General features: G+C 36.0%; 13 protein-coding genes. 8 read left to right on the top strand and 5 right to left on the bottom strand.

Annotated features, from left to right (window positions below):
- Positions 1–356: 356 nt before the first annotated feature.
- The 4 genes from IEV17_RS16105 to IEV17_RS16090 all read right to left on the bottom strand — a co-directional run bounded on the left by IEV17_RS16105 (position 357) and on the right by IEV17_RS16090 (position 4,166).
- On the bottom strand, positions 357–911 hold the full coding sequence (locus IEV17_RS16105) for a peptidylprolyl isomerase (protein ID WP_004660483.1): 555 nt from the start codon (positions 909–911) through the stop codon (positions 357–359).
- A 137-nt stretch (positions 912–1,048) separates the two neighbouring features.
- Positions 1,049–2,119 (bottom strand): alpha/beta hydrolase, encoded by a 1,071-nt coding sequence (locus tag IEV17_RS16100; protein WP_004660484.1) that lies wholly within the window; start codon positions 2,117–2,119, stop codon positions 1,049–1,051.
- A gap of 558 nt (positions 2,120–2,677) precedes the next feature.
- The gene (locus tag IEV17_RS16095; RefSeq protein WP_004660486.1) at positions 2,678–2,920 is read right to left on the bottom strand and encodes a hypothetical protein; all 243 of its coding nucleotides are present in this window, start codon (positions 2,918–2,920) and stop codon (positions 2,678–2,680) included.
- A gap of 391 nt (positions 2,921–3,311) precedes the next feature.
- Complete coding sequence (locus tag IEV17_RS16090; protein WP_004660487.1) at positions 3,312–4,166, bottom strand: MBL fold metallo-hydrolase; 855 nt, start codon at positions 4,164–4,166, stop codon at positions 3,312–3,314.
- A gap of 107 nt (positions 4,167–4,273) precedes the next feature.
- Here IEV17_RS16090 and IEV17_RS16085 point away from each other — a divergent pair, with 107 nt between their 5' ends.
- The 4 genes from IEV17_RS16085 to IEV17_RS16070 all read left to right on the top strand — a co-directional run bounded on the left by IEV17_RS16085 (position 4,274) and on the right by IEV17_RS16070 (position 9,566).
- Entirely contained in the window at positions 4,274–5,167 is an 894-nt protein-coding gene (locus IEV17_RS16085) for a LysR family transcriptional regulator (RefSeq protein ID WP_004660489.1), read from the top strand.
- Between the two features lie 160 nt (positions 5,168–5,327).
- A complete protein-coding gene (gene grpE, locus IEV17_RS16080) occupies positions 5,328–5,873 on the top strand; it encodes a nucleotide exchange factor GrpE (RefSeq protein ID WP_004660491.1) in 546 nt (181 codons plus the stop codon).
- A 150-nt stretch (positions 5,874–6,023) separates the two neighbouring features.
- Positions 6,024–7,967: a molecular chaperone DnaK gene (gene dnaK, locus IEV17_RS16075; protein ID WP_004660492.1), complete on the top strand. Its 1,944-nt coding sequence runs from the start codon at positions 6,024–6,026 to the stop codon at positions 7,965–7,967.
- Positions 7,968–8,066: 99 nt separating this feature from the next.
- On the top strand, positions 8,067–9,566 hold the full coding sequence (locus tag IEV17_RS16070; RefSeq protein ID WP_004660495.1) for an anti-phage dCTP deaminase: 1,500 nt from the start codon (positions 8,067–8,069) through the stop codon (positions 9,564–9,566).
- 230 nt (positions 9,567–9,796) lie between these two features.
- Here IEV17_RS16070 and IEV17_RS16060 read toward each other — a convergent pair whose 3' ends face one another.
- Positions 9,797–10,681 carry an MBL fold metallo-hydrolase gene (locus tag IEV17_RS16060; RefSeq protein WP_004660497.1) on the bottom strand — a complete coding sequence of 295 codons (885 nt, stop codon included), beginning with the start codon at positions 10,679–10,681 and terminating at the stop codon, positions 9,797–9,799.
- A gap of 176 nt (positions 10,682–10,857) precedes the next feature.
- On the opposite strand from IEV17_RS16060, the gene IEV17_RS16055 reads away from it, so the two are divergent.
- The 4 genes from IEV17_RS16055 (at position 10,858) to IEV17_RS16040 (ending at position 14,818) form a co-directional block, all read left to right on the top strand.
- Complete coding sequence (locus IEV17_RS16055) at positions 10,858–11,766, top strand: matrixin family metalloprotease (protein WP_004660500.1); 909 nt, start codon at positions 10,858–10,860, stop codon at positions 11,764–11,766.
- A 372-nt stretch (positions 11,767–12,138) separates the two neighbouring features.
- On the top strand, positions 12,139–13,098 hold the full coding sequence (locus IEV17_RS16050; protein ID WP_004660502.1) for a matrixin family metalloprotease: 960 nt from the start codon (positions 12,139–12,141) through the stop codon (positions 13,096–13,098).
- Between the two features lie 310 nt (positions 13,099–13,408).
- On the top strand, positions 13,409–14,314 hold the full coding sequence (locus IEV17_RS16045; RefSeq protein WP_034600977.1) for a matrixin family metalloprotease: 906 nt from the start codon (positions 13,409–13,411) through the stop codon (positions 14,312–14,314).
- 120 nt (positions 14,315–14,434) lie between these two features.
- Positions 14,435–14,818 (top strand): hypothetical protein, encoded by a 384-nt coding sequence (locus IEV17_RS16040; RefSeq protein WP_152630147.1) that lies wholly within the window; start codon positions 14,435–14,437, stop codon positions 14,816–14,818.
- Positions 14,819–14,844: the final 26 nt, after the last annotated feature.

The raw sequence follows: 14,844 nt of genomic DNA, 5'->3' as shown, positions 1-14,844 counted from the left end.
AAATAAACTTCGAGAAATTTCTACCATTCAATCAATGAAATATTTTCGATCGATCAACCAGTAAAAATCCACACAAGTTGTTCTTCTATTCTCTTAATGATCTTTTGCCACCTCGTCAGTGACAATTCAACGCAACAACCATTTAATAACTTAACCAGTAAAGCTAAGTTATTTTTGCTTCATCGCGTCGGGATGTGTGCATTATAGGAGATTTTTTTTGGCGTGCAAGCTTTTTTAAGCTCTTGTTTTATCGAGTGTTCTTTTTTTACACATCAATATGCATGCAATTTCACCACCACAACCATAAGTAATTAATTTTAAAGCAGAAATATTTGAAAATATTTCTGCTTTAATTTTTACTTCTTGTTCTTTATCTGAACACTAATGATTTTAATCGGCTGTTTAGGGACATTTTGGTGCATTCCATAGTTACCTGTAGGAACACTAACAATCTTATCAACGATTTCCATACCTTTTGTTACTTTACCAAATACAGCATAACCCGCATCCATAGATGATTTATTCAAAAAGTTATTATCAGCGACATTGATAAAAAATTGACTGGTAGCCGAATTAGGGTCACTAGTACGAGCCATTGCCAACGTACCGCGCGTATTTTTCAAGCCATTGCTTGCTTCATTAATAATAGGGGCTTTAGTCACCTTCTCAATCATATTGGTATCCATTCCCCCGCCTTGAATCATAAATCCTGGGATGACTCGATGAAAAATAGTTCCAGCATAAAAGTTGCTTTTTACATAGCCTTCAAAATTTTTTGCTGATACAGGTGCTTTATCGTTAAAAAGTTCAATTTCAATATTTCCCATACTGGTTTTCATATCAACCATTGTATTGGCAAATAAATGGCTGCTTACTAATAGTAGACTGGTCGTCATCAACAACTTTTTCATGATTGCTTTTCTCTGATTTTAACGAGTGATTTGTTGTACTTCACAATATTAGTTTTACAAATTTATTTTTGCTATTTCTATTTGTTATCTACAAATAAAAAAAACCTATGTTCCACGTGAAACATAGGCTGATTAATTTAATTGTTTTTATCCCAAAACTTTCTGAAGTTTTTAGCGATTTCGATTGTATTGCGTTTAGCTTTACTCGAAATCGGTGTGAGATTAATAAATCCATGCGTTTGATCTGGATAATCTACATAATGCACCTTAACACCATTTTGTCTTAGTTTATGGCTATAAATCTCACCTTCATCATGTAATAAATCATGCCCTGCTGTTACCACAAATGCTGGAGCTAGTTTTTTAAGACTTCCATACGTAGGTGAGATTAATGGATCATCTAAAGCAACTTGATGCTGTGTTGAATAATATTTAGTGACGTAATCTACATCTTTACTGGTTAACACCAGACCCTGACCATAGGCATAAAAAGAAGGATGTCTACTTTTAAAATCTACAACAGGATAAAACAACAACTGAGCTTGTGGCGCATATGATTTGCCAACAGCATGCTGTGCAACCACAGTACTAATATTTCCTCCTGCACTATCTCCAGCAACAGCGATACGATTTTTATAAATTTTTAGCTGACGACGATTTTGATACACCCATGCTAATGCGTCATCACAAGATTTAATGAGTAACTGCGGAGATGCTTCTGGTGCAAGCGGATAATCGATACTCAGAACTTGTACTTTTGCATACTTGGCAATGAGTCGACAGGCTTCATCATGCGTATCTAAACCACCAACAACGAAACCACCACCGTGATAGAACACGATCATCGGTAATTTTTTATTAGGTGCAGGATGATAATGTCTTGCGAAAACAGTGCCACTCTGTAAAGGCAGACGTATATCTTCTACCGATTCTATAGAAGTCGATTTATTTAAAATCGCTAACATTTGTGTATCAAATTGACGGCGAGACTCGATCGGATCATCTCCAATAAAACCAGCACGCCCTTGTTTAATTTGAACTGCCATTAAGCATTTTGTAAAAGCATCCAAATCTGGATATTGATATGGGTAGCCTAAAACTTTCGCCAATGATTCTTGTACAATCTTAGGCAGCTTATCTAGCGCTCGTGCAGCAGGACCTTGTCCTTTATCTAAAATCGTTTGAATTTTTTGAGGTAATGCTGACACGTTCTTCCCCTTTTTCGCTCTGTCCATAGTTCTTGTTCATATCGACTATATGCTGTTATAAAGTCGTAGATCAAGATAAAGAATTCAAAATCATGCTGTAACCTAAATGGCTTATCTTAAAAAGTCATTAACCATTTTGCTAATCACTACTTGCCTTTTATGCCAATAGCCAAGCTCAAGCACAGATAAAAGAGGTATTTTCTGATTTTTTAATATTTCTAATCAAAAGACATTTAATAAAAAATGCAGCTTTCGTTCAGATCTTTTCATTGTTCAATCTATTCGTTAGTTTGATCTTATTTATCGAATAGACAATCATGAACATTCGAATCACTTTATAATCTTATAATTTGTTCGTTCATTCATATTTACTTTAGAAAAGACGAGCACAAAAAATTTAATTGCCCAAAAACTAAAAACGAGAATCAAAGGCTTGACTCTCGTTTTTCAATTCTTAAATCATGAATCAGGTTTAACACATCATATATAGCAGTATATGTAAAGATTAGGGATTGGCATCGGTATCCTAATCTATCGTGCTATGAACCTAAATCCAATTTATTGTCCTGATGCATCTGTACCAGCAGATCCAGAAACAGAACCTGAAACACCAGCTGAAGCTCCATTCGGTTGAACATCAACAGATGTACCTGCTTGCACGCCTACTCCCCCTTGTACATTCGCTGGACTTGCACTCGTTTGAGCCGAACCAGAAGCATCCAAACCTGCTTGTGTCGAACAACCTACGGCTGTGAATGCAACACCTGATACAACCATTGAGATTAAGGCTAACTTTTTCATTGTATATTTCCTTTCATTATGACGAAAAGCAAAGTTATCTTTGCGTTGCCTATCATTCACAATTTTTTTATGTATCGTGATGTGGATTAGTAGCCGTTTGTTATTTATGCAGCATGTTTTTGCAATTTTTATTAAATCAATTCAATGAAGGATTCACACTTTTTTATTATTTTAAAAGTTCAGTTAAATGCTTCTCTATTCAAAAGTTTTACTTGTATTCTCATCATGATTGCATCAGAAAAGCATGATCATCTTCATTTTTTATAATTTATAAAAACATTATCAAACTCTACTACAAACTTACATTGTAATTTAACTCAAAAAACTTGGAGTTTAGAAAAATAAAAAACCGTGACTTCTCATCACGGTCCTTCAATTCATTTATTAGGTTTTAAGGCCACTGCATCTCGCCTTTAACCACTTTAGCACCCAACTCTAGGCTGCTTGACTCGCCTAAGGTTGGATATTGTTTTTGCATAATTGCAATTAATTCAGCTGAATTTTTACTGGCTTTTACCGCTTTCTCATATTGCTTTAAATAGTCGATTGAAAAATTCACTGCATCAAGACCTTCAGCCGCGCCTGCTTTCATATGCGCAGGTACAACCACTTGAGGATTTAAAGCTTTGATATTTTCCAAAGTCTGCACCACTTCTGCACGATCTTTCGCTGTTGCGGTATCCGCAGTCCAAAGATGAATACCTGATGACACTGGGATACCACCAACAACCGCTTTGGCACTCGGAATCCATAAATATGTCAGTTCTTTTTTACCTTTGATTTCGAGATTTTCATTTTCTAATTTTAAGGTTTTAGCCGTATACGCTTGCGGAACAATAATCTTGTTCGGTGCATTGGCTCCCATTTTCGGCCCCCAATACGCGACTTTCAACGCTTGCGTATCTTGAATATGTTTTACCGTCTCTGGTGTCGCAATAATTTGCACATTAGGGAAATACTGTTTAAATACATCTAAACCAAAATAGAAGTCTGGATCGCCATAGCTGACAAAAATCGTTTTTAAGGTTTTACCACTATCTAGAATGTCAGCAGCGATACGCAATGCTTCTGATTTAGAGAATTGCGCATTCACCAATAATACTTCTTTATCACCTTCAATCAAGGTTGAAGTCACACCAAAGTGTTCAGGTTGAGCCAGAAAATTTTGGATTTTTAAGTCTTGTGCAAAAGCAGTTGATGTTGCCGCTAAAGTAGATAAAGCAATGATGTAGGGTTTGGTATTCATGTTATCGTCTCCAATTGATAACAACTACTTTAAATTGCAATTCTTGCTGAATAAACACTCTAAATTAAGATAAAATGTTGCATAAATTGCAACAATAAGAATTTTATATGGATACTTTAAAAGCCATTCAAGTCTTTGTCTGTATTGCGCAGCAAGGCAATCTCAGTAAAGCAGCTGAACATTTAGACTATTCTAAAGCAATGGTGTCTCGCTATTTAGATCATCTTGAACATACTTTCTCTACTCGACTTTTCCAACGTAACACGCGCAAAGTTTCACTCACTCCTGCGGGTGAAAAAGCCTTGGTCTATTGTGAAAATATTTTACAGCAACAACAACTATTAGAAGGCTTAGCCGCCCCTGAACAACACAGTGGTACGATTCGTTTCACCTGCGGTCTGTTTCTATTTCAGCTCGGTGTCAATGAATGTATTAAACAATTTAAGAAACGCTATCCTCAAATTCATTTTGATGTGTACTTAACAGAGAATACTGTCGACCTCATGGATGCTCAGGTTGATCTGGCACTGCGTATTACCCAGAAAGTTGCAGATGGGCTGATTGCCCGACCAGTTTGTGAAATCGAATCCATCTTTTGTGCACATCCGCATTATTTACAAGATCACACTCCCCTATCGCATCCCAGCCAGTTAATTCAACATGAATGCATTGCACATCATACCCATAATCAATACTGGACCTTGTTTGATACAGATCAGCAACCGCAAAACTATCCTTTAAATGTTACGTTTAAAAGTAATGATGTGATTGCGCTTTATCAAATGTGCCTTAAAGCACAAGGGATTGCTATGTTGCCAACATTACTGGTGCGTAAGGATATCACGCAACAACGTTTGCAACAGGTATTTACAGATTTTGCTGCACCTGATCTGACCTTGTCCTTAGTCTATGCTTCTCGACAACATTTACCGAAAATCACCCAAGAATTTATTGCTTTTGTCATCGAAAACTTAAATTTTTACTTAAATCAGCAAAATTAAAAGATTTAAATCGACCTGAACGCTTGAATTTTGTCGCCTTGCCCATACTTCATCCCTATCTATGAATGACCAAGATGTGGCAGTTCGGGTTTAACCCTATGAGCATTCACGCCAAAAAGGACTGTACATGTTTAAGAACCTTTTTCAACGGAGATCATCAATGGCTAATGAGCACAATGAGCAAGCTCAAGACATTCAAAATGAGCAACAGACTGAACAAACTCAAGCTGAAGGTGTAGAGCAGGCAAACGAGCTTAGCGTTGAAGATTTACAAGCGCAAATCACCAAACTTGAAGAAAGCTTAAAACTCGAAAAAGCACGTACTGCCAATGCTGTTTATGAAGCGCAGAAGAGTGTCGAGCGTATTCAACGCGAATCTGAAAAGCACAAAGAGACTGTGCTGGAAAAATTTGCCAAAGAATTACTGGACTCTGTCGATAATCTTGAACGCGCAATTCAAGCCGCTGGCGAAGAAGAAACACCTGTGCTTGAAGGTATCAAGCTGACCCTGAAATCATTACTGACCACACTGGAAAAATTTGGCGTGCATGAAGCGGATACCCAAAATGGCTTCAATGCAGATCTACACCAAGCAGTTGGGATCGATCCAAATGCCAAAGCTAACCAAATCGGCACTGTTTTACAGAAAGGTTATACCTTAAATGGCCGCCTACTCCGCCCAGCGATGGTGATGGTGGGTCAATAATCTACAGAGCAAAGTATTTATTTGCTCAAAAGTGCAGAATTTTGAGAGTTTTTTGATTTTTTTTCATAAAAATGCTTGAAAAAAACTGATTGACTCTCATATCGAATAACAAGCAAAACATTGCAACAAAATTTTAGAGGAACATCCCAAATGGCAAAAATTATTGGTATTGACTTAGGTACTACCAACTCATGTGTTGCTGTACTTGAAGGCGATAAAGTAAAAGTAATCGAAAACGCTGAAGGCGCACGTACAACTCCATCGATCATCGCTTATAAAGATGGCGAGATCTTAGTAGGTCAAAGTGCTAAGCGTCAGGCAGTAACTAATCCAAAAAATACATTATTCGCAATCAAGCGTTTAATCGGTCGTCGTTATGAAGATCAAGCGGTACAAAAAGACATCGGTCTTGTACCTTACAAAATCATCAAAGCAGACAATGGCGATGCTTGGGTTGAAGTTAACGATAAGAAATTAGCACCTCAACAGATCTCTGCTGAAATCTTGAAAAAGATGAAGAAAACTGCAGAAGACTATTTAGGTGAAACCGTTACTGAAGCGGTGATTACCGTTCCTGCTTACTTTAACGATGCGCAACGTCAAGCGACTAAAGATGCAGGTAAAATTGCAGGTCTTGATGTTAAACGTATCATTAACGAACCAACTGCTGCGGCACTTGCGTTCGGTATGGACAAAAAAGAAGGCGATCGTAAAATCGCGGTTTATGACTTAGGTGGTGGTACATTCGACGTATCAATCATTGAAATCGCAGACCTTGATGGCGACCAACAAATCGAAGTGTTATCAACCAATGGTGATACGTTCCTTGGTGGTGAAGACTTTGATAACGCATTAATTGAATTCTTGGTCGAAGAGTTCAAGAAAGAACAAAGTGTGAACTTGAAAAATGATCCACTTGCGTTACAACGTTTGAAAGAAGCTGCTGAAAAAGCAAAAATCGAACTTTCTTCATCAAATGCAACTGAAATCAACCTTCCATATATCACTGCCGATGCGACTGGTCCTAAACACTTAGTGATCAACGTAACACGTGCAAAACTTGAAGGTTTGGTTGCTGATTTAGTTGCTCGTACGATTGAGCCTTGCCGTATTGCGCTTAAAGATGCTGGTCTTTCGACTTCTGACATCTCTGACGTAATTTTAGTTGGTGGTCAGTCTCGTATGCCACTTGTACAACAAAAAGTACAAGAATTCTTTGGTAAAGAGCCACGTAAAGACGTGAACCCTGACGAAGCAGTTGCGATTGGTGCAGCGATTCAAGGTGCGGTATTGTCTGGTGACAAAACTGACGTACTTTTATTAGACGTAACACCGTTAACACTTGGTATCGAAACCATGGGTGGCGTATTAACAGCGATTATTGAGAAAAACACGACGATTCCTGCGAAGAAATCACAAGTATTCTCTACAGCTGCTGACAATCAACCTGCAGTAGACATTTCGGTTTACCAAGGTGAACGTAAAATGGCTCAACAAAACAAATTGTTGGGTAACTTCCAATTAGGCGATATCCCACCTGCTCCACGTGGCGTACCGCAAATTGAAGTATCGTTCGACATCAACGCTGACGGTATCTTGAAAGTATCGGCTAAAGATAAGAGCACTGGTAAAGAGCAATCAATCCAGATTAAAGCAAACTCAGGTTTGTCTGATGCTGAAATCGAAGCAATGATCAAAGATGCTGAAGCGAATGCTGAAGAAGACCGTAAATTTGAAGAGTTAGCGAAAGCGCGTAACGAAGCGGATGCTTTAGTCTCTAGCTCTAATAAAGCAGTTAAAGATCTAGGTGACAAAGTGACTGAAGATGAGAAAACTGCGATCGCTACTGCGGTTTCTGAGCTTGAAGCAGCAACGAAAGAAAATGATGTTGAAGATATCAAAGCGAAAACTGAAGCTTTACAAAACATCTTGATGCCAATCACTCAACGTGCTTATGAACAAGCACAAGGTACTGGCGGCGCAGAAGGTTTTGATCCAAATGCATTCCAAGGTGATGCTGCGGGTCAACAACAAAAAGCGGACGATGGCGTTGTAGATGCTGAGTTCACAGAAGTAAAAGATGACAAAAAATAATTTGTCTCTTTAAAAAAAGACCGCGCGAAAGCGCGGTTTTTTTATTGATATTTAAACCGAATTATTTAGAATAATATAAAATTTTTAAATAAGTAAAAAATGAATTATCAAGAAATACTAAAAAGTCATAATGACTCAGAAATTTTTATTGCTTTTGTAGGAGCAATAGGAATCGATTTAAATAATATTTATCATATTATTGACCAAAGACTTAAAGCATTTAAATACACATCCAAACATATTAAAATTTCGAGCATTATTGGGGAATTTTTTGAACCAGAGGATTTTAATAATGATGAATATAGAAGAACTAGTTTTTATATGGATAAAGGAAATGATTTAAGATCAGAATTTGAAGGTATTCTGGGTTTAGCTGCATCAGCAAAAATTTCACAAATACGCAATAGTAATGAGCCAATCCCTAGAACTGCTTATATCATTAACTCTCTGAAACACCCAGCAGAAGTTCAGATCTTAAGAAAAACCTATTCACATGGTTTTTTTTCAATAAGTGTATTCTCAAGTGAGGAGAGAAGGTTAGAGTTTCTTAGGGAAACAAAACATATTTCCAAAGAAAATGCTGAGGAGTTAGTAGATAGAGATGCTTGTGAAGCTCTAAAACATGGGCAACATACTACTGATACTTTTCATCTATCAGATTTTTTTATCAATATTGATGGTGATATGGATAAATTAAATAATGATATATGGAGAATTTTAGACTTAATATTTGGTAGTCCATATATAACACCTACTTTCGATGAGTATGCTATGTATATGGCATTTTCGGCATCATTAAGATCAGCTGATTTATCAAGACAAGTTGGAGCTGTTATTACTCAAAATTCTAATATTCTATCTACAGGAGCGAATGACATTCCTAAAGCTGGTGGAGGATTATACTGGCCTATATACAACGATAAAAATAAAAAAGTTGACGATGAAAAAGATGGTCGAGATTACAAAAGAGGAATTGACTCAAATGTGAAAGAAAAAAATGAAATAATTAGTAATATAATGGAAAACCTACCTTCTTCTTTAGCTAAAAAGTTAAATAACGATGATATATTTGAGTTAAAAAAATATCTTTCAAAAAGTAAAATAAAAGATATCACAGAATATGGTCGTGTTGTTCATGCAGAAATGGAAGCACTATTGGCATGTGCAAGAAATAATATTCCGACTTTACACACAACTTTGTTCTGTACAACATTCCCTTGCCATAATTGTGCTAAACATATCATTGCTTCAGGCGTCAAAAAAGTGATTTATATTGAACCTTATCCAAAAAGCAAAGCAATAGAATTCCATTCTGATTCTATTGCCCTGAAAGACACATCTAGTGATCAGAACAAAGTAATCTTTGAAGCATTCGTTGGCGTAGGCCCTCGCAGTTTTTTTAATCTTTTCTCAACAAACTTAGGCAGTGGATATGCTATAACTAGGAAAGATGGAGAAAATGGAAGAATAATCCATTGGAACAGAAAAGATGCTTCTGTTAGAATGCCGCTCCTCGCAATTTCTTATCTTGATAGAGAAATTTCAATCGGTATTGATTTAACAGAGCTTGTAAGTAAGGCAAAACAAAAGGAAAAATAGATATGTCTTCATTGTTAGATTACTTAGATACTAAAAAACAAGAAATAAACGCATGGCCCCAATGGAAAATGAAGAGCCTTAAAGATGCTTTTCAGCTACCAACATTGCAACATCCTCAATCTGTTGTACAGATAAACCAATCTTGGGTTTTAGTAGAAAAGACACAACCCCAAATCCCTCGATTATGATTTGCAATAAAAGACCGCGCGAAAGCGCGGTTTTTTTATATTTTAAGATAAGTCATTTTGTTCAAAATAAAGTTCGCCCAAAATTGGCATAAACAAAGGTATAACGCCACAGGCTTTTATTTCTTCAATAAACTCAGGAATATTCACCCCAGGTAATAACTGTGGTGATGCATCAATCGGTGTCACCATGCTATCCCAATGACATGGAATAATGTATTTAGGTTTCAGTAGTCGCACCACATCTTTGACATAATTCGGGCGATATTTCCGTCCAATCGCACACAGGCACACGATATCTGCTTGCCTCCCTTGTAATTCTTGTTCAATAAAATCAGCTGAATCAATGTGTACAACGCGAAGATGCCCCGTATTAATCCACCAATTAAACACTTGACCATGCCGTAGGTGATGAAATTTCGGTGGATAAGGTGGCGGTGTAGTCATATCCCCTGGTAATGGCACCCGACCAAACAATGCTTTGCCATGAATCGATGGCAAACCAACAACTTGCCATTGACCACAATCGATTATTTCTCGTCCCTTTGTTTCAAGCATTTGCGATTCAGACAAGCCTGCTGATCGTCCATACATTAAGGTTGCTTGAGAACCAATTAAACGTGCTCCGGTTTGCTTACAAACCTCAGGTGCATCTAAAATGTGATCATAATGAGCATGCCCAATCAATACATCATCTGCATTTGGTATATGTTGTCTGACTAATTCAGAATCACTCAATAAAGGCTGAGTAAACGTTTGAGTTAAGTTTGGACGACTGATAAAAGGATCAAGCACAACTGTACGATGCTGATCAGAAAGAATGAATCCCGCCGTCCCCAAATATTTGATTTTTAAATTTTCAACTTTTGCCTGAGCTGGAGAAGTGGCAGCCCATGTTGAATCAGGCGCTTTAAGTAAATATTTCAGCATATTGTCCCTTAATCTTTATTTTATTTATTCCTTCAGAATATGCATTAAAGCAGAATGTGATACATGTTGATATATTTTCCAGATATCTCTTATTCTTGTTATAGTTCAATTCATTTAGATCAAAAGCCTCGCTTAAACTGATTCATCTCATTTTCAGAAGAATAGAAAATACAATCATGCGCTTTTTAATTTTTTCAGGGTTAATTATTTTCTTATTAGGGTTAAGTTATCAAACCCGCCAACACCCTCAACTTAAATTTAACTCGCTGACAGATCGCATCGCTAATCCACTAGATACACGCCTACGTTATCGAATCGCTGAGGTAGATCCTCGCTTTAAACTCAGTATTGAACAAGTACAAGAAATCAGCCAACAAGCAACTCAAATTTGGAAAGATGGTACAGGTCAAGATTATTTTGTTTATGATCCAAATGCCCAGCTTGCAATTCATCTCATTTACGATGAACGCCAACAAGAAAGTGAGCAACGCCGAGAACATATAACTCAACTCGAAGCGAATCAACAGGTATGGAAAGATAAAAAACAACAATTAGATCAAATTGAACAAGAAATCATGCGGAGTAAGCAACTTTTAGATTTAAAACAACAACAACTCAATCAACAAATTCAGCAATATAATCAAGAGCAGCTTTCTGCTCAACACAACCAATCTTCATCTAGGAATTCGACATATTTTCAGCAGAGACAACAAGAGCTACAAAGTAATATTGAGTTAGTGCAACAAGAAGTTAATCAATACAATCAAAGAATTACTCAATTAAATCAAAAAATAGATGAACTTAATTCACTGGATCAACAACTAGATGCTTCAGTTAAACAATACAAACAACGCTTTCAACCACATTTATTTCATAAAGGCTTATTTAATGGAAAACAAATTTTAATCTATGAGTTTGAATCAGATAACGATTTACGATTAACACTAGCACATGAACTAGGACACGCCCTTGGTTTACAACATGCAAACAGCCCTCAAGCTTTAATGCACCCTATTATGAAAGATCAAGAGATGGACCATTTCCGTCTCACTCAGGCTGACCGTGATTTATTATTAACAAGATAGCCTTTTATGGCTGAATGAGTATTAAATTGTAGAAAATGACGATGGGCCTTAAATGTAATAAATGACCAATTTTTAACTTAAAAGTAAAAAAATTCCCCATTTTCAAAAATATTTACAAAAGTTAACAATAGGATGGTTTTTTGCTATCTTTTTAAGAAATTTCCATCAGTTTATATTTAATACTTTGATATTTTTCGACTTAAGATTAAAAAACAAACAAATATTTTTCTTTTCCATTGTGTAAATTATTCGATTTAATTTTTTATTTATTAGAAAAAAATCACACTTTTTATCTATATTTATTAAATGTATAGCGTTTTGACGAAACCTAGAGATTGCTTAAAAATAAGCTTTATTTAGGAGAGATTGCTCATGCGCCATCATCATTTCACTTTTTTTGCTGCGTGTTTATGCATGGGAATTTCTAATCTCTCTTACGCACAAAGCAGCTCAGTCAATAACAATATCCACTCACATGCGTTGATAAAAGCTCCACTACATTATCGTATTGCTGACATTGATCCACGATTTAATTTAGATACTCAACAGGTACTTGAGTTGACCCAACAAGCAGCTAAAATTTGGGAAAAAGAAACAGGTCAACAGCACTTTATTTACGATCCCCAAGCAGAATTTACGATCAATCTGGTTTTTGATGAACGTCAACAACGTAGTGCTGAACGTGTTCAAAACTTAGATCAACTCAAACAACAACAAGGTCAATGGGAACAACAAAATCAACAATTACAGCAGTTCAAAGATGAAGTGCAAAAAACAACCAGTTTAATTGCCAGTAAACAATCTCAGCTTACAGCACAATTTCAACAGTACAATGTTGACGTACAACGTTTTAATCAAATGCGTTCATCATCGAAAGAATTAGCGGAGCAATTAAGCCAACGCCAAAAAGCATTACAGCAACAATCCGCTATGCTACAACAAGAGATTCAAGTTCATAATCAAAAAACTCAGCAACTTAATCGAGATATTCAAAAACTCAATCAAAATAATAAGCAGCTTGTGGCATCAGCTCATCAATTTAATCAAACATTTCAGCCACGTTTGTTTCACAAAGGGCATTTCAATGGTAAACAGATTTATATTTACGAGTTTTCATCTAAAAATGATCTACGTTTGACGCTCGCACATGAGTTTGGCCATGCACTTGGGCTAGAGCATACCAATGATCCAACATCGCTGATGTATCCAATTATTCAGCAACAAAATCTTGAAAAACTTTCACTAACTGAAGCAGACCGAGATCTTGTTCGAACAATGACACCATCTTCCTCAGCAAATGATTTGACGATGTCAGTTTCTGACAAAAATTGATCATTTGGTATATTTATTTGCATTAAATGAAATTTATTTATGTGAAATAAAATGTATTTTATTATGTTCTATTTCATCTTATTTAATTTAGACATTGAAAGAAATGATTAAATTTAAACCACTGTAATTCGACCTATTGTGTAATATTTTATAGAAAAAATAGCATATTAAAGTTCGTTTATTCTCGTCTATTTTGACACTTTTTTCATCCAAACCTGAAATTAAAACTAGCATAAAACAGCATTTTGGTAATTTGACTACAAATTAAATTTGATTAAAATGCGACCTTTTTCAATCTTTATCTTTTGTTATGCACCCGTTCTTCCTTGTTTTAGCTACATGCTTTTTCATGATAGCTTCAGCAACTGCTTTCGCTCAAATTTCAGCAAACTCAAGCAAAAATCCGATTGCATATAGCAACAATAATCCCCTGCACTATCGCATCGCAAGCTTAGATCCTCGCTTAAATATAAGTTCGCAACAAATGATCGAACTATCGAAGCAAGCTGCTGCGATCTGGGAAAAAGATACAGGTCAAAAGTATTTTGTTTACGACCCTAAAGCGGAGTTAGTCATTCATTTAGTGTTTGATCAACGTCAAGTTCGTAGTATGAAACGCTCAGAGAATCTATACATATTGGAGCAGAAACAACAAATCTGGTTAAATCAAAATCAACAACTTCAAAATATAAGAGAAAATTTAGCGCAGTCAGCAACGCAACTCGAATTGCAAAAAATTGAGTACCAAAGTAATACTGCGAAATACCAGAAAACGTTGCAAAAATTAGAAACCTCACGCTTGCAAAAAAGTCTAATGATGACTCTTCAACAGCAGCAACAACTGTTAAAACAACAATCTGCTGACTTACAGAATCAGATTGAACAGCATAATTTGTTGGTTCAACAACTGAATAATGAAGTGGAAAAATCCAAACAGCTACATCAACAGTTAAATGAATCTGTTGCAGCATTTAATCAAAACTTTAAACCACAAGTCATACATAAAGGTCAATTTGATGGAAAACAGATTTTTATTTATGAATTTTCATCACTTGATGATTTACGCCTCACTCTGGCACATGAGTTTGGACATGCACTAGGTTTAAAGCATACCAAAGATCCAAAATCACTGATGTATCCAAGAATCAAGGAACAAGATGCGAAGAACTTTCAACTCGCAGATGTCGATCTAGAACTACTCGGCTTTTCTCGTTAAGTCTCTGTTATAAGGATATGAGAAATCTATAAGCTGATGTTTTTAAAAAGATCGTAACAATGAGTCGATTCTTTTGATTTATTCATGTTATTGTGGTGTCAAAACATCATCTTAGTCTTAATGGAGATCAGCATGAGTTATTATCATATCCTCATTGAAGTGAATGACCACATCAGTACGATTGAACAGACTCGTGATATTGAAATCTTAGATATTCAGGATCTTAGTCCGTATCTTCATTCTATTTTGATCCCCTATTTCAATGAACATGAATTAGAGTTTGAAGATGAGAATCTTACTTATAATGAAGTTCTACATCTAGAAGTTAAACAAACGCTCTTACCAATTGAACACCTGATTGAAGAAGAACAAAAACAACTACCTAGCGATACAGATGTGACCATTACTGCTTACGAGATTTTTAATGATCGTGATTTAAGCCAAGATGTCACTGCGGTAATTTTTGATATTTTAGAAGCCATAAAATTAGATGCTGCACCCTAAATAAAATAAGGTCTACGTTTAAGCAG

It is taken from the genome of Acinetobacter modestus (assembly GCF_014636095.1).
GTDB classification, from domain to species: Bacteria; Pseudomonadota; Gammaproteobacteria; order Pseudomonadales; family Moraxellaceae; genus Acinetobacter; species Acinetobacter modestus.
The sequence above is the reverse complement of the archived record's forward strand: the minus strand, read 5'-3'. Positions and strand labels throughout refer to the sequence as shown.